Here is a 20183-nt window from a genome sequence, read left to right as displayed (position 1 = left end):
TACTTTGCAGGTTGAAGGCATAAGATCAATGGATTCTACGAAAACAGTTGACCCAAATGAAGTTGCCAAATTCGAAGCTATGGCTGCGGAGTGGTGGGACACCGAAGGCAAGTTCAAACCGTTGCACATGCTGAACCCATGCCGTTTAGATTACATCACAGACCAAATCGCAGTGGAATTTGGGCGTGACCTGACACAGAAATTACCTTTTGAGGGTTTGCGCATTTTGGACATTGGCTGTGGTGGTGGATTATTATCCGAACCAATGGCACGTTTGGGTGCCACTGTTGTGGGCGCTGATGCAGCTGCTGGGAATATTCCTGTAGCGCAAGTTCATGCGAAACAATCAGGGTTGGAAATTGATTACCGCCACATAACTGCGGAACAGTTGGCGGCAGATGGCGAGCAATTTGATGCAATTCTGAATATGGAAGTGATCGAGCATGTTGCTGATCCACAAGCTTATTTAGATGCATGTTATGATTTGCTGAAACCAGGTGGCTTGATGATATGCTCAACACTCAACCGCAATCCGAAAAGCTATTTAATGGCGATTATTGGCGCCGAACACATCATGCGTTGGCTGCCTAAAGGCACGCATGAATGGGATAAGTTTATTACGCCAGATGAACTATTTGGCTTAATTAAAACGGCCAATTTAACACCCGTAGATCGTAAAGGGTTTGTGTTTAATCCATTAGCTTGGTCATGGTCTATTTCGGATAAAGATTTAAGCGTAAACTACGTTACAGCCAGCACAAAACCAGCTAGTTAAGCGCACCACGCAACTCGCGCAGAATAGGTAAAATCGTTTTGATTTTGTCAGTTCCAAGCCGCTTAATCACATCATCAAAGACAGGTTCCACAGCCTTAACCGCTTGATCACGTGCCAATCGACCTGCGGCGCTTAATGCAACTTTCTTTTTTCGCGCGTCATCCCAATCTGGGCGAATGTGAACATAACCCGCTAAATCCAATTTCGTCAGCGTGTTTGTCATCGCACCCTTCGTGACTGAAAATAAACGCGCCAATTGTGCAGGGGAACGTTCGCCGCCCTGATGTGCCAAGTGATTGAGAACAGAAAAATGCGACAGCTCCATGCCTTTAGGCAAAGCTTTCGACAGTTGTGCACGGATCAATTGGTCAGACGTCATGATCTCGCTGAACAGCGCGATGGTTAAGGAGTCTTCTGTGGTGGCGTCTGACATTTGGGCGCTTGGTACTTTCGATCGTGTTGCAATGACGGAATACGTCTGCGTGCAGTTTCTACAGTTTCCAGGTCAATTTCAATGATTGATACGCCTGTTGTTGTTTCTGCATCCAGCAAAACATCACCCCATGGGCTGACAACCAAGCTGTGACCGTAAGTTTTACGCTGCTTTCCAACAGTGGTAACATGCTGGCCCGTTTGCGCTGGCGCAATGATAAAGCACCCTGTTTCAATCGCACGAGCACGTAGCAGGACATGCCAATGGGCTTCGCCAGATATGGTCGCAAATGCAGATGGAACCGTAATAATCTGTGCGCCCGCTTGGGCAAGGTCACGGAAGAGATGCGGGAAACGCAGATCGTAACAAATGCTTAGGCCAACAGTGCCAAAGTCACATCTGGCAATCGAAGCTACATCACCTGGACGATAGCCTTTGGATTCTTGATAGGTTTCCGTTTCAGACAACGCCACGTCAAACATATGAATCTTATCGTATTCCGCTGCAATACTGCCATCTGGGGCAATCAAAAAACAGCGGTTCACAAAGCGACCATCAGGATCACCTGATTTTAACGCAAGCGACCCGATCATCAGCCAAACACCTAGCTCCTGCGCCAATTCACAGAATACTCTCAGACTAATGTCATCCTCTTGTAGTGATAAAACATGTGCCTGATGCTTTCGATCCGTAGAAACACAGTTGGTTACCTCTGGTGTCACAATAAACTGTGCACCTTGGGCATGCGCATCACAGATCATTTGGGAAACAGTTTGCAGATTATCTGCGGGCTGGTCTGATGACGTTGTTTGTATCAAACCAACCTTAAGCATTTTAAGCTGCCAACATCTTATCAAGCTTGCCTTGGCGCTCTAGTTCATACAGCTCATCACAACCGCCGACATGCTTGTCACCGATAAAGATTTGCGGGACCGTGCGGCCACCATTTGAGCGTTTCATCATTTCTCCACGCTTTTTTGGCTGAGCCATAACATTCGTTTCGCTGTAACGCACACCTTTGCTTTTCAACAATTGCTTTGCACGGGCGCAATATCCACAAAACGGGGATGTATAAATTTCGACTTTTTTCATACCAATATTCCTTGTTTCGCCAAGCATATAAGGTTTTATTCAGGTCTTGCAACGCGTGCGAATGTAACAACGTTCACCTTTTTGGCACCAGCCGCCCTACAAATTTCAGCACAGGCGGATAAAGTTGCGCCTGTTGTCATCACATCATCCACCAATAAAACGGATTTACCTTTAAGACGGTCCTTAAAGCGTGGGTTCAGTATCATCGATTGGTCAAGGTTTTTAAAACGTTCATCACGGCACATATTCTTCTGTGTTTTCGTGGGTTTAATACGGCGTAAAGCATCAACGTGAACTATATCGCCTGACAAATTTCCCAACTTTTGAGCCAACACGGCCGCTTGATTAAAACGTCTACGCAACAGCCTGAAACGATGTAGTGGAACAGGGATTATGACTGTATTTTCATCTAACAATGATGCACAGCTTGCATACATCCATTTTATCATTTCAGGTACCAAATCCAGCCTGTCAGAGTGTTTCAGCAACAATGCAAGCTTGCGCCCAGCCCCCACATACAGGACAGAACACCGCCCTTGATCCCAAGCGGGCGGAAATGACAGGCAACTATCGCAATGAATAACATCCTGTTCACCCTCTGGCACAGGCACGCCGCAGCTGTCACAAACCTGACCTGTTGCGAAATGCGTATCAACCCAACAAGACTGACACAAACCACGTTCATTTTCGGTTTCTACCCCACAGGCCATACACCGTGTTGGGTAGAGTATTTCTATGATTTGATTTAAGATACTCTTTCCCTTTCTATTGCAAAAGCTTAGGGACGTGCAAAAGGTGATCTATGCAAAAACCAACACAACTGTTTGACCAAGACGTTCTAACTCTGCGCCGCAATCGTGCTGATCCCAACGCATTGTTCTTGCACGAACAGGCCGCCGATTGTGTTTATGAAAGACTGCAAGACGTTAATAGAACCTTTACCAAAACTGCATTTGTAGGATGGACCTCGGATATTTGGCAAAAGATGACCCAAACCTCTGGCCCAGCAGTGCCTGCAACAGAGGTTTTAGAATTATCGGAAGCAGCACATGATCTGGTGATTAATGGATTAACCCTGCATTGGGCGAATGATCCTATAGGACAACTCATTCAAATGCGCCGTGCGTTACAACCTGACGGTTTGATGATTTCTACAATGTTTGGCGGGCAAACTTTGCATGAACTCCGTACAGCTTTTGCCGAAGCAGAAGCGCGTGTTGAGGGTGGCATCAGCCCTCGTGTGGCACCTATGGCAGAAATTCGGGATTTGGGTGGGCTGTTACAACGTGCTGGATTTGCGCTGCCTGTGGCAGATAGCATTACACTGACTGTTGAATACGACACGCCAATCCATTTAATGAACGATCTACGCCATATGGCCGAAACAAATATCATGCATGACCGTCGTCGTTTACTAAAACGGGAAACCCTGGCTGTTGCCGCAGATATATATGCATCAAATTACAGCACAACAGATGGGCGCGTGAATGCAACGTTTGAGCTGGTTTTCCTAACTGGTTGGGCGCCATCAGATGATCAACAAAAGCCATTACGCCCCGGATCTGCACAGCAAAGACTGGCAGATGCATTAGGGACGAAAGAGCGCGATCCAGAAAAGAACCATTGATTCAATTGCGGACTGCTTTAAATCCGTAAGGAACGCAAAAGCCAAGGTATACCCAAAGCAATGACCACATCTGATAGATTAGCCCACGCGGGCGCTGACCACCCTCCTGTAAAACGTGCTAAAGTTGGTGTGTTATTGGCAAATCTTGGAACGCCAGACGCGACAGATTACTGGTCTATGCGCCGTTATTTAAATCAATTCTTATCAGACAAACGTGTCATCGATTATCCCGCATGGAAATGGCAGCCGATTTTACAACTGATCATCTTGACATTACGCCCATCAAAATCTGGCGAAGCATACCGCGGAATTTGGAACAACGAATTGGACGAAAGCCCGCTTTTGACAATAACGCGTAATCAAGCTGGTAAAATTTCAGAAGCCATGGCCAAAGAGTATGGTGGCGACATTGTTGTTGATTTTTGTATGCGGTACGGCAACCCATCCACAGACAGTGTTATCCAGCGGATGAAAGATCAGGGATGCGAGCGGATCGTATTTTTCCCGCTTTATCCTCAGTATGCTGCTCCGACAACAGCAACAGCAAATGATGAAATGTTCCGCTCATTGATGAAAATGAACTGGCAGCCGTATATTCGTACGGTGCCAGCTTATTACGCACGTCCAGATTATATCAAAGCTTTGGCAAACTCTGTACGTGCCGTTTACGATAAGATGGATAAGAAACCTGATATTCTGGTCACGTCCTATCACGGTGTTCCAATGCGATATTTAACAGCTGGTGATCCGTATCATTGCCAATGCCAAAAAACTACGCGGCTTTTAAAAGAAGAGCTGGGTTGGGAAGACACAGACATAAAAGTAACCTTCCAATCTAAGTTTGGTCCAGAACAATGGATCGAACCCTATACAGTGGAAGAGGTTGCTCGTTTAGCTGAGGCTGGCAAAAAGAATATCGCCGTAATCGCACCTGCGTTTTCAGCTGATTGCGTTGAAACACTGGAAGAGATCAACGAAGAAATTAAAGAAAGCTTTGAAGAGGCCGGCGGCGAAACATTCACATATATCCCATGTCTCAACGATGATGACGAGCATATTGATGTGTTGATGAATGTCTTAAAAAATGAAATGTCTGGCTGGGTGTAACCCGCCAGACCATTTAATAATTCTAATTTAGCGTCTTAGGCTGCGTATGATTCAACTGGTACGCCAACAAATTCTTTGCTGCCAACGCGAATAGCAATTTTGCCATCTTTCATTGCTCTTACGAAAAGTCCCTGAACAGCAATACAACTGCCCATCATAATAGTTTTATACATAACTCTATCCCCAAAATAGATTAACTTACTGTCTCAAAAACCTACTACTCTTACTTATGGTGCGTAAAACCCAGCAAAAGGGAAACAATCTCACCATATTCATAGGTATTGTTTACAACAAATCGCGCAAAACTGCAATCAAAGGAATATCTGCGGCTGGCATCGGGTAAGACTTCAGGTCTTTTACATGGACCCACGCTAATGTTTGGCCCTCTTTGGGCGATGGGATACCCTCCCATTTACGGCAGGCAAAAACGGGCATTAGCAAATGAAAATCGTCATAACTGTGGCTCGCAAACGTCAATGGAGCCAAGCAACTGTTCCATGTTTGAATGCCCAACTCTTCATCTAATTCGCGCACTAAAGCGGTTTCTGGCGTCTCGCCTTGCTCAACTTTACCCCCTGGGAACTCCCACAAACCAGCCATGGATTTTCCTTCAGGACGTTGAGCCAATAACACGCGACCGTCTGCATCAATCAATGCAACTGCAGACACCAATACAGTTTTCATGAACGATAGTCCGCATTGATTGTGATATATTGATGCGTCAAATCACATGTCCAAACAGTAGCGCTTCCTGTCCCCATGCCAACGTCCGTAGAAATAGTAATCTCTTCATTTTTCATATAGGCCGCACCTGCACCCTCTGTATAACTGTCAGACACCCAACCGTTTTCAGCCACAACAATATCGCCAAAAGAGATTGCGACTTTATCCCGATCCGCTGGCTCACCTGATTTGCCAATTGCCATCACAACACGGCCCCAATTTGGGTCCTCACCAGCAATAGCCGTTTTGACCAACGGCGAATTCGCAATCGCCAAAGCAATCGTACGTGCAGATGCATCCGATACCGCATTGCTAACTTTCACGGTCACAAATTTCGTTGCGCCTTCACCATCTTTTACGACTAAATGAGAAAGTTCTAACATCACTTGCTTTAATGCAGCGGCAAACGCTTTGCCATTTCCACTGCCCGCATCTGTAATCATAGATGCACCACTTTGACCCGTAGCAACCAGCATTAAGCTGTCAGACGTCGATGTATCACTATCAACCGTAATGGAGTTAAAAGAGCTTTCATTGATCTCAGACACCATAGATTGCAACACCGTTTGCTCAACTGCGGCATCCGTAAAGATATAAACTAGCATCGTCGCCATATCGGGGGCGATCATACCCGATCCTTTAGCAAAGCCAGCGATATGAATAGGCTTACCGTCCAACGTAATTTCTGCAGATACACCTTTTGGGAATGTGTCTGTTGTCATAATCGCACGTGCAGCCGATTCGCCCGCACCAGAAGATAGCTTAGATTTCAAATCCGCAACCTGCGCCACAATACGGTCATGCGGCAAAGGCTCGCCAATCACACCTGTAGACGCCGTAAAAACACAGTCCGTAACTGTATTCATTTGGTCCGCAACCGTTTGACAAATTGCCTGAACAGATCCATCACCACGTGCGCCTGTAAACGCATTTGAATTTCCTGAGTTCACCAATATCGCAATTGGCTTATCTGCGGGCAAAGAATTCGCCAGTTTTGCCTGACAATCCAAAACAGGCGCGGAACGTGTTGCAGACCGAGTAAACACGCCCGCAACCGAACTGCCAGCAACAGCTTCAACCAGCATAACATCATCGCGGCCTTGGTATTTCACGCCAGCTTGACCAGCAGCATATCGCACCCCTGCAATTTCGGGCAATTCAGGAAACCCCGCCTTAGGCGCCAAAGGCGAAACCTTTGGTGCTATATTTGCTGTTTCTTGTACCTTAAGCTGGGCTTCCAGATCGGCAATCTTTTGCTCCAGTCTTTCGATCTGTGCTTTATACGCGCTCATATAATCAGCCCCTGTGATTAATCGTTTAAAAGATCAGTGTTTCTGATCACAGCTGGGTCAATTTCTGTTTCTGTGCGGTCAATACTTCCACTTGTTTCCAACTCAGAAATTTTATTTGTAAGTGCTGCTGACCTTAAGCCATCTTCAATTTCACCACGTACTGTTTCAAGTTCTGGCACAGGCTGGTTACGCGTTTCATTCAATTTAATTACATGCCAACCAAATTGTGTTTTCACAGGTTCCGATACCTTGCCAGCTTCTAGTGAAACCATTGCCGCCTCAAATTCTGGAACAAATTGACCAAGACCAGCCCAGCCCAAATCACCACCATTTGGGCCTGATGGACCTGTGGATTTTTCTTTTGCAAGCTCAACAAAGTCTGCATCACTCTCTAACTGTGCGATAATTGCTTTGGCTTCTTCTTCTGTCTCAACCAAAATATGGCTTGCGTGGTATTCTGGAATAGCTTCGGCTTTTACATAAAGCTCTTCGTATTGTGCTTTCACAGCATCTTCTGTGACCGCGCTGCTATAAACACTTTCAATCGCTTCTGTTGCATACAATGCGCGACGCTCATTTTCGCCAGCCAACCTCAATACGGTTGTTTCTTCTGTAATCAAATCACTTAACAGCTGCTGTTGTACAAGCTGATCCACAATTCCATCAAAAAGCTTATCATCTTCGATAGATTGATATTGCTCTGGCAAGCGGCTTGCTAATGATAAAACATGGCCCAATGTGATGTCTGTCCCGTTCACACTGGCAACAATTGTATCGCGTGTTGGCGTATCTTCTGCGAAGCCTGCGGTCGAAAAGGCCAAAACCGCTGCTGCTGTTGTAAATAATTTGCCCATAATACTCATCTTATTCTCCGTTACAAAGCCCTACATATATACGCACTTCAAGGAAAAGTGTCGTTCTTTTACAGGCCAAAAGTTGACACTGACACTTGAGCCGCTTAGATGCCATGAGTAGCACGCAAAACTTGTCTTTGGTCAGTTTGGTTCTTTCTAGGCTTTCGAAGCCGAACCGACAAGACGTCTGATCAAAAGCTGGATCAATTTTGCGTAAAAACGCCGCAAAACGGCTTTTGAATAAACGGAGATATCATGCTGGGCATGAATGCAATCGCCAAAAAAGTTTTTGGCACACCAAATGACCGCAAAATCAAAGCGGTGCGCCCTTTGGTTCAAAAGATCAATGATCTTGAGTCTTCGTTCGAAGCCTTAAGTGACGATGAAATCAAAGCCAAAACAGACGAATTCAAAAAACGAATTGCTGATGGCGAAACTTTAGATACCATTCTGCCAGAAGTCTTTGCAAATACACGCGAAGCAGCAAAACGTACATTAGGATTACGTGCATTTGATACACAGCTTATGGGTGGTATCTTTTTGCATCAGGGCAATATTTCAGAAATGAAAACCGGTGAGGGTAAAACACTTGTTGCTGCTTTCCCTGCTTATTTGAATGCTCTTACAGGTCGCGGCGTTCATGTTGTAACAGTGAATGATTATCTCGCACGTCGTGATGCCGAAACAATGTCCCAAGTTTATGGATTCCTTGGTCTAAAAACTGGTGTGATTGTTCCAGATATGGACCCTGTGGAAAAAATGGAATCGTACCAGGCGGACGTTGCTTACGCGACTAACAATGAATTGGGTTTCGATTACCTGCGTGACAATATGCAATCTGAAATGTCCCAAGTACTGCAGCGCGATCATTACTTTGCGATTGTGGATGAAGTCGACTCAATCTTGATTGATGAAGCGCGTACTCCACTGATCATTTCTGGCCCAGCCGAAGATAGATCAGAACTTTATGTGACTATCGACAAGTTAATCCCTGAACTTACAGCAGAACATTATACTTTAGATGAAAAAGCACGCTCTTCTAACCTAACAGAAGAAGGCAATGAATTCATTGAGAAACGCCTGATTGAAATGGGCATCATGGAAGAGGGGGCATCGCTTTATGACCCTGAAAGCACAACATTGGTTCACCACATCAACCAAGGTTTGCGCGCACATGTTCTGTTCACACGCGAAAAAGATTATATCGTTCGTGATGGACAGGTTGTCTTGATCGACGAATTTACAGGCCGAATGATGGCAGGTCGCCGCTTATCCGAAGGCCTTCATCAAGCGATTGAAGCAAAAGAAAACGTTGATATTCAGCCTGAGAACGTAACACTTGCCTCAGTGACTTTCCAAAACTACTTCCGCTTGTATGACAAGCTAAGTGGTATGACAGGTACGGCACAAACAGAAGCCGAAGAATTTGCAGAAATCTATGGTCTAGGCGTTGTAGAGGTTCCAACAAACCGTCCAATAGCCCGTGTTGATGAACATGACGCAATCTATCGCACTGCCGAAGAAAAGTACAAAGCCGTTGCTGAAGAAATCGTTCTATCACACATCAAAGGTCAGCCTGTTTTGGTCGGAACAACATCGATTGAGAAATCGGAAATGTTATCTGAGTTACTAAAAAACAAAGAATTCCTATACGATATTGCATCAGGCATCCGTAAGCGCGCTGAAAGCTATAAAAAAGAAGCCGATAAAAAAGAAGAACTTCAAAAATCTCAGGAAATTGAAGCATTCATCAGATCAAAAGAAACTGTTCCACATAACGTACTAAACGCACGTTTTCACGAGCAAGAAGCAGGTATCATCGGCGATGCTGGGCGGTTTGGCGCGGTTACAATCGCAACGAACATGGCTGGCCGCGGTACGGACATTCAATTGGGCGGCAACTTTGAGATGCTCTTTGACGCCGCTCTAAAAGAAGCGGGTGACGATGCAGATCCCGTTGCTATTCGCTCTGAGATCGAAGCACAACTTGCAAACGCCCGCACCAAAGTTCTTGAAGCAGGCGGTCTATTTGTTCTAGCAACTGAACGCCATGAAAGTCGTCGTATTGATAACCAATTGCGCGGCCGTTCTGGTCGCCAGGGTGATCCAGGTCGCTCTTCATTCTTCCTTTCATTAGAAGATGATTTGATGCGTATCTTTGGGTCTGAACGTTTGGAAAAAGTTCTCAGTACTCTAGGTATGGAAGAGGGCGAATCTATTGTGCACCCTTGGGTGAATAAGTCTCTGGAGCGTGCTCAGGCTAAGGTTGAAGGTCGCAACTTTGATATTCGCAAACAACTTTTGAAATACGATGACGTGATGAACGATCAGCGTAAGGCTGTATTTGAACAACGTCGTGAAATTATGGAAGGCGATGACCTTTCGGATGTAACCAAAGATATGCGCGATCAAGTGATCGACGATATCGTGGACCAAGCTATCCCCGCCAAATCTTATGCTGAACAATGGAATATTGATGAGCTGCTTGAAGCAACACAACAACAGCTTGGCCTTGATGTTCCAGTGAAAGCTTGGGCAGAAGAAGAAGGTATAGATGATGAAGATATCCGCGAGCGTCTTTATGAAGCTGCTGATAAATTCATGGCTGAAAAAGAAGAGCAATTTGGCCCCGAAAACATGCGCAATATCGAAAAGCAGCTTCTGTTACAGACAATTGATACAAAATGGCGCGAACACTTGGTAACCCTTGAGCACTTACGATCTGTTGTTGGCTTCCGTGGTTATGCACAACGCGATCCATTGAATGAATACAAAACGGAAGGGTTCGAACTGTTTGAACGTTTACTAGATAGCTTGCGGACGGACGTAACAAGCCAGTTATCTCGCGTTCGATTGATCACCGAAGAAGAACAGCAGGCGATGATGGCGCAAATGCAAGCATCTGGCGAAATCCCAACCCCACCTGCACCAACAGAAGATGCCGTTGATGGATTTGATGAAAACGATCCAACGACTTGGGGCAATCCATCGCGCAACGACCTATGCCCTTGTGGATCTGGTAAAAAATTCAAACATTGTCACGGAAAACTAACCTGACCCGATAAATTAAATGCGCAGGGCTTTCTTTGCGCATTTAATTCTGGCGCAAATGTGGCACAATATACTGCGAATTAAGCATAAAAAACACCATATATAGATTTTTATTTATAATAGCACACGATCTATAGACCCTGTGACCTATCCTCATCACGCACACACTCAAACATCTCCAGATATACAAAAATCTTAGGTTTTTTGGCATACTGTTCAAAAATAACGAGCGGAACAGTACCATGCGTTTAAACGATAAAGCGCTTACATTTGTAACAGGCCTTGTGTTGATACTTGGCGTGGGTACTTTTGTACACAAAGGGGACGAGCTGTTTAAACCAAAGCAACAAAACGTCCAGGTCGCCAAGGCAGATATTTCATCATCAATAAAAACGGATGCCATAGCTAGCAAATATAATATTTCAATGCCCTTGGAATCCGTTGTTTTGCCAACAAAACCAGAATTAGAGTTTGATACTGGTATCCAACTTGTACGCGCGGACAAGCCTGCTAGCACCGAAGCATTCGAAAAGTTAAAAACTGTTTTAGATTACAAATCCGTGCCCGTAGATTGTAAAGTTAAGCTATCTGCAAAATCATTGCGCAGCGCACGCGTGCAACTAAGTGTGACAGCCCCTTGCCATAGCAACGAAATCATCACCATTTCCCATGCGGGATTGCGGTTTAATGAATATGTTGATGGTGGTGGCGTTATAATAATTACCATTCCTGTTTTATCGAATCCCGCAGAAATCGAAGTTTCTTTTGATGATGGCACTAAAAAATCCATAACAACTCAGGCGCATGATCTGTCTTCGTATACACGGACAGGGATCGCATGGTCAGGCCATAACAGCTTAAACCTACAAGTTCTTGAAACAGCATATAATACAGAAAAGAATTTGCATTTAACTGCTGATAACAAGCGATCAGAGGAAAAATCCTATTTCTTGGGCGGTGGATATTTAACTGCCCTTGGCAACACAGCAATTCCGAATGGTGAATTCATTCACATTTATACAGCCGATATTACGCAGAAAAAATACGTAGACTTTCAATTACATATGAAAAAGCAAAGTTTGGTCTGTCAAAACAACCTTGAATTGAAAACGATTCATTACGCATCGGACACGAATGTTCAAATTGCAAAAAAATCCGCCACAATAAACCATTGTATGAACCAATCAGAAAATATTGTGTTGAAAAATATGCTTAGGAATATGATTGTAGCACAACGGAACTAATTGGTAGTGCTCAATGTATTTTCACAGATTGATATCTCTTTCTTTGGCTTTTGCCTTAACTGCGACAGCAACGTCAGCAGCGCAGGTAACACTTAAATCAACATCCAGCTCTGTTGAAATTGTTGGCGAATTGAAAAGCTTTGATAATGAGGTTTATGTCGTCGAGACCGACTTGGGCGAACTAGAGGTAGATGCGCGTACAGTTACATGTAGTGGTGATGTCTGCCCAGAGGTCGTAAACTTAGCTTCTGAGGTTTCCATATTTGGGGACAAACAATTGATTGATCAACTGCTTGTGCCATTAATGGAAGGATACAGTTTTTCCATCGGCGCAAATGTAGAAACAGCCACAGATAAAACGGGACATGCGAACATTACAGTTATTGGGCAAGACGGTACCGATTTTGCTAAAATTTCTGTCCAACCCAGTGCTGCATCAAACTTGAATGCTGACATAAGCAAAAACCCAAATGCAATTGTGGTAAAACAAGGCTCTGCTGCACTCTTAGCACAAGACGCTATCAAAACAGCTGTAACCCCATTGGCCGCAGATGCAATTGTTGTAGCCGTTTCTGAGATAAACCAAATTCGATCAATTTCACAAGAATCACTACAAGATGTATTGAGTGGAAAAATTACAAGCTGGAAGGATTTGGGCGGTGCAGATGTTGATATCAACCTATACCTGACAGAAAAAAATACGAACTTTGCAACCCTATCCAAAACTATGGGTTATGATACAGCAGAAACAGGCACGGCAGCGCGCTTTAAAACTTTAGATGACATTGCAAAGGCGGTATCCCAAGACCCATATGGACTGGGCATAATAAATTACGCCAATCTACGCACAGCCAAAGCACTCCCTATTGTTGGCGCTTGCGGAGCCTATGTAAAACCGAACACTTTTAATATCACGACAGGTACATATCCTGGCACATATTATCATTACTTAGCCCAAGGCGAAAAACGCCCGCCTATTTTTGCAAGAGAATTTCTATCTTTCCTAGAGGACAGCCAAGCCAAAGACATGATCGAGCGTTTTGGTTTTCCAAGCCTGTCCCTTCAAGAAAAAGATTTAGAGGATCAAGGCAATCGCATTACTTATGGCTTACTAGCAACATCCAAAAATGTACCAATCACTGAATACCGTTCTATGCTGAATATTTTAAATGGTGCGCGTCAATTATCGACGATCATGCGCTTTGCACCAGGTGGGTTAGATTTAGACACCCAATCATCTGCAGCACTAGAGGCATTAGTATCCGAACTGTTCTTAGGTAATTATGCCGATCAAAAACTGATGATCGTTGGCTTTACCGAATCTGATGGCAGTTTGGGTGAAAACAAACGCAATTCGAAAGCAGCCGCTCAGTTAATTTCACGTTACATTAAAAATGCAGACAGCGGTGGCATTCTGGCTGATCTACAAATGGAAATTCACGGGTTTGGCGAAGCTTCTCCTTTGGTTTGCGAAGACACACCAGAAGGGGCCGCAACAAACAACCGCGTAGAAATCTGGGTTAAAGATAGCTTTTAAATCAACCCACGCGCTTTGAAACTGATGTCCCCAGCTGCCCCAATAATCAGATGGTCATGGACAGCTATTTTCAATGCTCCCAACGCATCAATGATCTCATGAGTCACATCAATATCTGATTGCGATGGCTCAGGATCACCGCTGGGGTGATTGTGCACTAAGATCACAGCCGTCGCATCACATTCTAATGCACGCTTTGCCACTTGGCGCGGATAAACAGGCACATGGTTCACGATACCTGTTTGCAAACATTCATCTGTAATCAAAACGTTTTTGCTGTCCAAAAACAGTGCGCGAAATTGCTCTTGCTTCAAGTGCGCCATGCTTGATCTACAATAAACAATCAGCTGGTCCCATGATGAAATAACATCGCGCTCTATCACATCTAGCTGCGCCATTTTATGCGCTGCTGCGCGTATGATTTTCAACTCGTTAATCACAGCAATCCCGATACCTTTGATTTTTCGTAAATCACTTGGTGCAGCAGCAAGAACATTATTGAAACTGCCAAATTGTTTTAGCAAAAGCTGACACAATAAACGGATATCACGGTTGGGTATTGCGCGAAACAAAATCAGCTCTAACAACTCAATATCATTTACCGCCTCAACCCCGCCTTTGATAAAACGGTCGCGCAGATTGGAACGGTGTCGGTTTTGTAAACGTTTCGGATCAGCAACGCTGGCTTGGGACAGGTTGAACCCCAGCATTGCAGCATCAGAAAACTCAGTTTTTCGAACATTTGGCGCCATATACGCAGCATTGCGCGGTATGGTTAATCAAAGGTTTCCAAAACTTAGTAAGTTGGGTGGAATAATCCCTTTGGCGACAATGTGAAAATCTCACATCCATCTGCCGTCACACCAATCGAATGCTCAAACTGTGCTGATAGTGATTTGTCTTTTGTAATCGCCGTCCAATCATCCGAAAGAATTTTCGTATGTGGTGTTCCAATGTTAATCATCGGCTCAATCGTAAAGAACATCCCTTCTTCCAGCACAGGGCCAGTGCCAAAATTACCGTAGTGCAACACATTCGGCGCAGAGTGGAATACACGTCCCAAACCATGGCCACAAAAATCCCGTACAACAGAATAACCCTGCGCTTCAGCATAGCGTTGGATTGCGGCACCGATATCGCCAAATGTATTACCTGGCTTCACCTGATCAATGCTTAACATAAGCGCGTCATGTGTCACTTGGATAAGCTTTTGCGCATAGGGCTTAGGCTTACCAGCAACATACATCCGAGAGTTGTCACCGAACCAACCATCCAAGATACACGTCACATCGATGTTTAGAATGTCGCCTTCAAAAAGCGTATCGTCCTTGCGGTTGTTCTTATCATTTTTCCACTTTGGGATTTTTGCCCCCGGAATACCGTGACACACTACATGGTTGATCGAAATACAGCTGGATTTCGGATATCCGCGATACCCCAGCGTTGCGGGAACAGAATTGTTTTGCACCATATAATCATGACACAATTGATCCAGATACTCTGTGGTCACACCTGGCACAACATGCTCTGCTATCATGTCCAATACTTCAGCTGCTAAACGCCCAGCGCGGCGCATTCCTTCAAAATCCTCTTTTGAATGAATGGTTATACCGTCTTGGTTAAGTCGTGGCTTTTTTGTCTGTTCCAAAAGAGCAATCCTTGTGGGCTGTAAGCATCAAAATAAATCTACGTGAAACCACATATGGGAACATTGCAGATTATGCAAATGCTAGGGGTATTTTCTCGCTTATTTCAATACCTGTTTGCGAAAGGTTGGTTCTGTAACACAAAACCTCTACCCCTGCTTCGCGTGCCGTCATAAATGCCGTTTGGTATTTTGGATCAATATCCCCCGCAATATCAAAGCGGTCACAGTCATTGCGCTGCAATAAATATAATATAACGGCACGTTGATCAGATTGCACAACATTCGCCAATTCACCCATATGCTTTGCACCACGTGCAGTTACACTATCAGGAAACTCTGCCAACCCAGTTTGCCGAGAAAGCGTGACACTTTTGATCTCAACATAACAATCCACTTTACCCTCTTCGCTTAACAGAAAATCAATGCGGGAGTTCTCGCCATATTTCACCTCTGGTTTAACATTTTGGTAAATCAGTTCTGGGATCAAGCCATTCCTTAAGGCTTCGCCAACAATCTTATTCGGCATACCCGTATCAACGCCAACCATTGCGCCACCATCCAGTTCCGCAATCTTCCAAGAATACTTCAGCTTCCGCTTAGGATCATCATTCGGCTCTAACCAAACACGTAAACCTTCATCCTTCATCCCTAACATTGAACCAGGGTTCGCAACATGTGCTGTTATTTCACGTCCATCATTCAACGTGACGTCTGCTAAAAAACGCTTATATCTACGGATCAAGGTTGCGGGTATAAGGGGTGTATCAAAGTTCATACCGAAACTTAGGCCGCATATAAAATAAGGACAAGCAAGATGAGCAATCCAACAGCCGCAATGATCGTTATTGGCGATGAAATCCTGTCTGGACGCACGCGCGATTCGAATATGCATCACCTTGCAAAACAATTAACCCTAGTCGGTATCGATTTGAATGAGGTGCGTATAGTTGCAGACGATGAAGATGAAATCGTTGGCGCCGTAAATGCATTGCGTGTGAAATATACTCATGTCTTTACCAGTGGCGGCATTGGGCCAACGCATGACGATATCACAGCAGATTGTGTAGCCAAAGCTTTTGGCGTTTCGATTGGTGTGCGCGATGATGCCCGTGCCGCTTTGGCACAGAACTACGATAATCCAGAAACAGAATTAACTGAAACGCGTTTGCGTATGGCGCGTGTACCTGATGGCTCTGTTTTAATCGATAACCCCATTTCAAAAGCCCCAGGGTTTTCGACAGGCAATGTTCATACAATGGCTGGCGTTCCAAAAATCTTTGAAGCGATGTTAGAAGGTTTGTTGCCAAAACTTGGAGCGGGTAAAAAGATTTTGTCACAAACCGTGGATGTCGCACAAAAAGAAGGGGACATCGCTAAAATTCTGGGGCAAATCGCCAAAGCAAACTCTGATACAGCGATTGGCTCATATCCTTATTATAATGATGGTAGCTTCGGATGTAAGCTTGTTGTCCGCTCAACAAACGCAGACCGCGTAGCAGCAGTAGCCGCAGAAATAGAAGCCGCTTTTTTAGGGTAAACTTGATGCAAAAACCCACATCACAAGAACTCTTTAGCGCTGTTGATGCAACATGGTCAGCAAAGCAATTCATCAGTCATGATGGCTGGATGCTGCGTGAGGGGGCAGGTGGTGGAAAACGTGTATCTGCGGCAACCCTAGAAGCACCCATAGATGATGTGGATATAATCGTTGCCGAACAACAGATGACCGCTTTGGGACAAAAGTCATTATTCATGGTCAGGGATTCAGATGCCGCATTGGACAATGTTTTAGAACAGGCAGATTACGGTATCGTCGATCCTGTTGTGGTTTTGGCCAGTCCAGTTAGCGACTTGTTAAAACAGAAATACACAAGTCATAGTGTTAACCTAGCAGAATCTCCTAGCAATGATGCCAAAACCATATGGAATGATGGCGGTATCAGCCCAGATCGCTTGTCAATTATGGAACGGGTTACGGCACCCAAAACAATCTTAGAAAGCTCAGATATGGGTGTAGCTTTTGTTGCTGCTCATAAAGGCATTGCAATGGTTCACGCTGTTGAGGTGTCAAAGGATCATCGCCGCAAAGGCGTTGCAAACGCTTTGATGTATAAAGCGGCTCTTTGGGCAAAAGATCATAATTGCAATTGGCTGGCTGTCCTAACCGTCAGGGAAAACGTCCCTGCATGTACACTTTACCAAACCCTAGGAATGACAGAAGCGGCAGCTTATCACTACCGCTTCAAAAGGTCAGTTTAACGAGGGCTGGTATTTACCAGTTGCCCATACCTTTATTCTTGAAATGCTCTGCAAGAAAATCAAGGAAAGCGCGCAATTTTGGCTGCGTATATTGTCCATGTGGGTACATTGCATAGATATCTTGTGATTGTTCTGGCAGATCACTTAGGGCAGAGATCAAAGAACCCTTTTCCAATTTCTCATGATACAAGAAACACGGCAAGAACGCGATGCCCAAACCAGCTTCAGCTGCTTGCAATAGTGACTGGCCATCATTTGCTGTTAGGTTACCGCTGGCGCGAACAGAACGTATTTCACCTGTATTAGACTTTAGTTTCCAAACGCTACCCGCTGGCTGGTTTGAATAATGAAGCAAACTGTGGTGGTTCAAGTCTTCGATGCGTGTTGGCATACCATTTTTTTCAAAATAGCGCGGCGAGCCCACAATTTTCATCTGTGTAGATGCAAGTTTTTTTGCCATGATGCTGCTGTCTTGTTGCTGACCAACGCGAATAACAAGATCATAGCTGTCTGCAACAGGATCAAGGTTTTGATTGCTCAGCACCATGTCGACGGAAACCTCAGGGTATAAGCCTAGGAAGTTCCCCAGCGCACCCGACAAATGATTGCCACCAAAATCAGGTGACGCTGCCAAGCGCAATGAACCTCGTGGGGCCACTTGCATAGACGATACCATAGCGTCTGCTTCTATAGCATCCACCAAAACCTGCTTTGCTTTATCGTAATAAGCCAAGCCAATTTCTGTTGGACTAACGCGGCGTGTTGTGCGGTTTAACAACCGTGCGCCAAGACGTGCTTCTAAAGATGAGACGTGTTTGGATACGGCGGATTTCGATAATCCCATTTTCTTTGCCGCATCAGTAAAGCCTCCGCTATCGACAACTTTAGCGAATGCTTCCATTTCTGTTAATCGGTCCATACTGACAATCCTCGTTAAAACTAGGTCATTGTTTCCCCTTTAAATTTGTCCACATTTAGGAAACAACCTGTCCATTGCTGGGTTATTTCAAACTTAGTTTTGCCACATTTCTCACTTTTTGTGGATAAGTGCCCTTATAATAAGACAAACAGCATGATTGACCCTGCATCAAAAATTTGATCAAATTATGGTAACTCTTATTTAGGCGCTCACACTATGACTGACAAAACACAGGCCCCGCATGTTCAAGTTGGCGTTTTTGACCTAAATGGACAGATGCGCGGGAAACGTTTGCCTGCAAGCAAGCTGGATACCATTCTTAAGGATGGCTTCCGAATGCCCATTTCAATCATGGGCATCGATATTTGGGGGCGTGATATTCCAAACAGCGAATTGGTTTTCGAATCTGGCGATGGCGATGGATACTGTATTCCGACTGGTCGCGGGCCGTTAACCGTATCAACAGCAGAAGAATCAACCGTTTTGGTTCCTTGTACATTCTTAAACGAAGACAAGACGCCATTCCTCGGCGACCCACGTCAAGCTTTGGCTCATATAGTAGATCGCTACAAAGCTAAGGGATTAACTGTTGTCGTTGCTACAGAGATGGAATTCTATCTAACAGACCCAGAATCCATTTATGGCACCGCACAAATGGCACCCATCAATCAAGAGTTTGAAGTGTTAGAGGCTATAGACACATTAGACCTACACGAACCTTTTCTAAATGCAGTCTATAAAGAATGTGAAGCGTGGGATGTACCAGCGGATGCCGTTATTTCCGAAGGCGGTACAGGTCAGTTTGAAATCAACCTGAACCATGTACCCGATCCCTTGAAGGCCGCTGATGATGCGATGCTATTCAAACGGATCGTACGGTCAGTTGCGCGTGATCAAGAACTAGCGGCAACCTTCATGGCGAAACCTTTTGGGGATCGGGCTGGGAATGGGTTGCATGTTCATTTTTCTGTTCTGGATAAAGATGGAAACAATATCTTTGCGAATGGCACGGATGAAGGGTCTGACCTTTTAAAACATGCAGTAGCAGGGTGTCTGGATATGATGCCTGCATCGATGGCGATCTTTGCACCGCATTATAATTCTTACCGCCGTTTCGCGGCACACAGTCATGCGCCCAGCGCTGTGGGGTGGGGGTATGAGAATAGGACCGCTGCGATCCGTATTCCAGGTGGGCCTGATATAGCGCGGCGGATTGAGCACCGTGTGGCGGGGGGGGATGCGAATGTTTACCTGATACTCGCGGCGATATTGGGGGGGGCGCTGCATGGGATCGAAACCAAGGCTGTGGCACCTGATCCAATCACAGGGGATGCTTATGCGGCTGATCTGGAAAAACTGCCGAATTCTTGGGAAGCGGCGCTGGATATTTTTGAGGCGTCTGAGGCCATCGGCGTTATTTTTGATCCGATTTTAAAGAGTATCTATCTGAAAGCAAAACGTCAGGAATTGGAACGGTTTGAAACAGAGGTCAGTGCCTTTGAATATCGGACTTATTTGAATACAGCTTAGGGATGTCCCAGTTGGGACATTGGGTTAAGGTATTGATATCATTATGGTATATAAATCAAAGGTTGTAATGCGTGACCAAAATATTAAATCTT

21 protein-coding genes are annotated in these 20183 nt (G+C 44.9%); 9 read left to right on the top strand and 12 right to left on the bottom strand.

The annotated features are described in order from the left end of the window. Nucleotides 1-28: 28 nt before the first annotated feature. A complete protein-coding gene (gene ubiG, locus F9L33_RS08195; protein ID WP_152142275.1) occupies nucleotides 29-775 on the top strand; it encodes a bifunctional 2-polyprenyl-6-hydroxyphenol methylase/3-demethylubiquinol 3-O-methyltransferase UbiG in 747 nt (248 codons plus the stop codon). Here ubiG and F9L33_RS08190 read toward each other — a convergent pair. The 4 genes from F9L33_RS08190 to F9L33_RS08175 are packed head-to-tail and all read right to left on the bottom strand — an operon-like array spanning nucleotide 768 to nucleotide 3031. Further along, nucleotides 768-1208 carry a MarR family winged helix-turn-helix transcriptional regulator gene (locus F9L33_RS08190; RefSeq protein WP_152142274.1) on the bottom strand — a complete coding sequence of 147 codons (441 nt, stop codon included), beginning with the start codon at nucleotides 1206-1208 and terminating at the stop codon, nucleotides 768-770. The two genes, ubiG and F9L33_RS08190, sit on opposite strands and share 8 nt — an antisense overlap. Beyond that, nucleotides 1178-2041, bottom strand: coding sequence for a carbon-nitrogen hydrolase family protein (locus F9L33_RS08185; RefSeq protein ID WP_152142273.1), 864 nt, complete (start codon nucleotides 2039-2041; stop codon nucleotides 1178-1180). Before F9L33_RS08185 ends, F9L33_RS08190 begins: the two co-directional genes overlap by 31 nt. 1 nt (nucleotide 2042) lies before the next feature. After that, nucleotides 2043-2300, bottom strand: a complete 258-nt coding sequence (gene grxC / locus F9L33_RS08180; RefSeq protein ID WP_152142272.1) for a glutaredoxin 3 — start codon at nucleotides 2298-2300, stop codon at nucleotides 2043-2045. A gap of 35 nt (nucleotides 2301-2335) precedes the next feature. Further along, the gene (locus tag F9L33_RS08175; protein ID WP_226804061.1) at nucleotides 2336-3031 is read right to left on the bottom strand and encodes a ComF family protein; all 696 of its coding nucleotides are present in this window, start codon (nucleotides 3029-3031) and stop codon (nucleotides 2336-2338) included. A 71-nt stretch (nucleotides 3032-3102) separates the two neighbouring features. On the opposite strand from F9L33_RS08175, the gene F9L33_RS08170 reads away from it, so the two are divergent. Continuing rightward, complete coding sequence (locus F9L33_RS08170) at nucleotides 3103-3927, top strand: SAM-dependent methyltransferase (protein ID WP_152142270.1); 825 nt, start codon at nucleotides 3103-3105, stop codon at nucleotides 3925-3927. Nucleotides 3928-3987: 60 nt separating this feature from the next. Beyond that, on the top strand, nucleotides 3988-5034 hold the full coding sequence (hemH, locus tag F9L33_RS08165; RefSeq protein WP_152142269.1) for a ferrochelatase: 1047 nt from the start codon (nucleotides 3988-3990) through the stop codon (nucleotides 5032-5034). A gap of 35 nt (nucleotides 5035-5069) precedes the next feature. Here hemH and F9L33_RS15755 read toward each other — a convergent pair whose 3' ends face one another. The 4 genes from F9L33_RS15755 to F9L33_RS08150 form a co-directional block, all read right to left on the bottom strand. Beyond that, nucleotides 5070-5207, bottom strand: coding sequence for a hypothetical protein (locus F9L33_RS15755; protein WP_193221998.1), 138 nt, complete (start codon nucleotides 5205-5207; stop codon nucleotides 5070-5072). A gap of 112 nt (nucleotides 5208-5319) precedes the next feature. Further along, a complete protein-coding gene (gene mutT, locus F9L33_RS08160; protein WP_152142268.1) occupies nucleotides 5320-5718 on the bottom strand; it encodes an 8-oxo-dGTP diphosphatase MutT in 399 nt (132 codons plus the stop codon). Further along, nucleotides 5715-7049 carry a bifunctional glutamate N-acetyltransferase/amino-acid acetyltransferase ArgJ gene (gene argJ, locus F9L33_RS08155; protein WP_152142267.1) on the bottom strand — a complete coding sequence of 445 codons (1335 nt, stop codon included), beginning with the start codon at nucleotides 7047-7049 and terminating at the stop codon, nucleotides 5715-5717. The genes mutT and argJ overlap by 4 nt, the downstream gene beginning before the upstream one ends. Before the next feature lie 17 nt (nucleotides 7050-7066). Further along, nucleotides 7067-7912: a peptidylprolyl isomerase gene (locus F9L33_RS08150; protein WP_226804039.1), complete on the bottom strand. Its 846-nt coding sequence runs from the start codon at nucleotides 7910-7912 to the stop codon at nucleotides 7067-7069. 246 nt (nucleotides 7913-8158) lie between these two features. Here F9L33_RS08150 and secA point away from each other — a divergent pair, with 246 nt between their 5' ends. The 3 genes from secA (at nucleotide 8159) to F9L33_RS08135 (ending at nucleotide 13735) form a co-directional block, all read left to right on the top strand. Then, a complete protein-coding gene (gene secA, locus F9L33_RS08145) occupies nucleotides 8159-10960 on the top strand; it encodes a preprotein translocase subunit SecA (protein ID WP_152142266.1) in 2802 nt (933 codons plus the stop codon). Between the two features lie 236 nt (nucleotides 10961-11196). After that, nucleotides 11197-12198: a hypothetical protein gene (locus F9L33_RS08140; RefSeq protein ID WP_152142265.1), complete on the top strand. Its 1002-nt coding sequence runs from the start codon at nucleotides 11197-11199 to the stop codon at nucleotides 12196-12198. Between the two features lie 13 nt (nucleotides 12199-12211). Next, on the top strand, nucleotides 12212-13735 hold the full coding sequence (locus F9L33_RS08135) for a phosphate ABC transporter substrate-binding/OmpA family protein (protein WP_152142264.1): 1524 nt from the start codon (nucleotides 12212-12214) through the stop codon (nucleotides 13733-13735). Here F9L33_RS08135 and radC read toward each other — a convergent pair. The 3 genes from radC to sfsA all read right to left on the bottom strand — a co-directional run bounded on the left by radC (nucleotide 13732) and on the right by sfsA (nucleotide 16158). After that, nucleotides 13732-14487, bottom strand: a complete 756-nt coding sequence (radC, locus tag F9L33_RS08130) for a DNA repair protein RadC (RefSeq protein ID WP_152142263.1) — start codon at nucleotides 14485-14487, stop codon at nucleotides 13732-13734. The two genes, F9L33_RS08135 and radC, sit on opposite strands and share 4 nt — an antisense overlap. 44 nt (nucleotides 14488-14531) lie before the next feature. Next, the gene (map, locus tag F9L33_RS08125) at nucleotides 14532-15383 is read right to left on the bottom strand and encodes a type I methionyl aminopeptidase (RefSeq protein WP_370452094.1); all 852 of its coding nucleotides are present in this window, start codon (nucleotides 15381-15383) and stop codon (nucleotides 14532-14534) included. Nucleotides 15384-15453: 70 nt separating this feature from the next. Then, nucleotides 15454-16158: a DNA/RNA nuclease SfsA gene (sfsA, locus tag F9L33_RS08120; protein WP_152142261.1), complete on the bottom strand. Its 705-nt coding sequence runs from the start codon at nucleotides 16156-16158 to the stop codon at nucleotides 15454-15456. A 39-nt stretch (nucleotides 16159-16197) separates the two neighbouring features. On the opposite strand from sfsA, the gene F9L33_RS08115 reads away from it, so the two are divergent. Beyond that, the gene (locus F9L33_RS08115) at nucleotides 16198-16920 is read left to right on the top strand and encodes a molybdopterin-binding protein (protein WP_152142260.1); all 723 of its coding nucleotides are present in this window, start codon (nucleotides 16198-16200) and stop codon (nucleotides 16918-16920) included. A gap of 5 nt (nucleotides 16921-16925) precedes the next feature. After that, nucleotides 16926-17642, top strand: a complete 717-nt coding sequence (locus F9L33_RS08110) for an N-acetyltransferase (RefSeq protein WP_152142259.1) — start codon at nucleotides 16926-16928, stop codon at nucleotides 17640-17642. 13 nt (nucleotides 17643-17655) lie between these two features. Here the strand turns inward: F9L33_RS08110 and F9L33_RS08105 are convergent, their stop codons facing one another. Next, nucleotides 17656-18561, bottom strand: a complete 906-nt coding sequence (locus F9L33_RS08105) for a LysR family transcriptional regulator (RefSeq protein ID WP_152142258.1) — start codon at nucleotides 18559-18561, stop codon at nucleotides 17656-17658. A 216-nt stretch (nucleotides 18562-18777) separates the two neighbouring features. Between F9L33_RS08105 and F9L33_RS08100 the strand changes: the two genes are divergently transcribed. Continuing rightward, nucleotides 18778-20091: a glutamine synthetase family protein gene (locus F9L33_RS08100; RefSeq protein WP_152142257.1), complete on the top strand. Its 1314-nt coding sequence runs from the start codon at nucleotides 18778-18780 to the stop codon at nucleotides 20089-20091. Nucleotides 20092-20183 lie beyond the last annotated feature (92 nt).

Source organism: Amylibacter sp. SFDW26 (assembly GCF_009184395.1).
Classification (GTDB): Bacteria; Pseudomonadota; Alphaproteobacteria; order Rhodobacterales; family Rhodobacteraceae; genus Amylibacter.
Note: the sequence above shows the minus strand (reverse complement) of the source record. Positions and strands in the feature narration are given on the sequence as shown.

Coding starts and splice junctions, on each gene's coding strand:
- mutT (WP_152142268.1), bottom strand. CDS start 5,718: ATGAAAACTGTATTGGTGTCTGCAGTTGCATTGATTGATGCAGACGGT.
- F9L33_RS08150 (WP_226804039.1), bottom strand. CDS start 7,912: ATGAGTATTATGGGCAAATTATTTACAACAGCAGCAGCGGTTTTGGCC.
- F9L33_RS08170 (WP_152142270.1), top strand. CDS start 3,103: ATGCAAAAACCAACACAACTGTTTGACCAAGACGTTCTAACTCTGCGC.
- secA (WP_152142266.1), top strand. CDS start 8,159: ATGCTGGGCATGAATGCAATCGCCAAAAAAGTTTTTGGCACACCAAAT.
- F9L33_RS08100 (WP_152142257.1), top strand. CDS start 18,778: ATGACTGACAAAACACAGGCCCCGCATGTTCAAGTTGGCGTTTTTGAC.
- F9L33_RS08185 (WP_152142273.1), bottom strand. CDS start 2,041: ATGCTTAAGGTTGGTTTGATACAAACAACGTCATCAGACCAGCCCGCA.
- F9L33_RS08140 (WP_152142265.1), top strand. CDS start 11,197: ATGCGTTTAAACGATAAAGCGCTTACATTTGTAACAGGCCTTGTGTTG.
- F9L33_RS08105 (WP_152142258.1), bottom strand. CDS start 18,561: ATGGACCGATTAACAGAAATGGAAGCATTCGCTAAAGTTGTCGATAGC.
- hemH (WP_152142269.1), top strand. CDS start 3,988: ATGACCACATCTGATAGATTAGCCCACGCGGGCGCTGACCACCCTCCT.
- ubiG (WP_152142275.1), top strand. CDS start 29: ATGGATTCTACGAAAACAGTTGACCCAAATGAAGTTGCCAAATTCGAA.
- F9L33_RS08110 (WP_152142259.1), top strand. CDS start 16,926: ATGCAAAAACCCACATCACAAGAACTCTTTAGCGCTGTTGATGCAACA.
- F9L33_RS08190 (WP_152142274.1), bottom strand. CDS start 1,208: ATGTCAGACGCCACCACAGAAGACTCCTTAACCATCGCGCTGTTCAGC.
- F9L33_RS15755 (WP_193221998.1), bottom strand. CDS start 5,207: ATGTATAAAACTATTATGATGGGCAGTTGTATTGCTGTTCAGGGACTT.
- grxC (WP_152142272.1), bottom strand. CDS start 2,300: ATGAAAAAAGTCGAAATTTATACATCCCCGTTTTGTGGATATTGCGCC.
- argJ (WP_152142267.1), bottom strand. CDS start 7,049: ATGAGCGCGTATAAAGCACAGATCGAAAGACTGGAGCAAAAGATTGCC.
- radC (WP_152142263.1), bottom strand. CDS start 14,487: ATGGCGCCAAATGTTCGAAAAACTGAGTTTTCTGATGCTGCAATGCTG.
- sfsA (WP_152142261.1), bottom strand. CDS start 16,158: ATGAACTTTGATACACCCCTTATACCCGCAACCTTGATCCGTAGATAT.
- F9L33_RS08135 (WP_152142264.1), top strand. CDS start 12,212: ATGTATTTTCACAGATTGATATCTCTTTCTTTGGCTTTTGCCTTAACT.
- F9L33_RS08115 (WP_152142260.1), top strand. CDS start 16,198: ATGAGCAATCCAACAGCCGCAATGATCGTTATTGGCGATGAAATCCTG.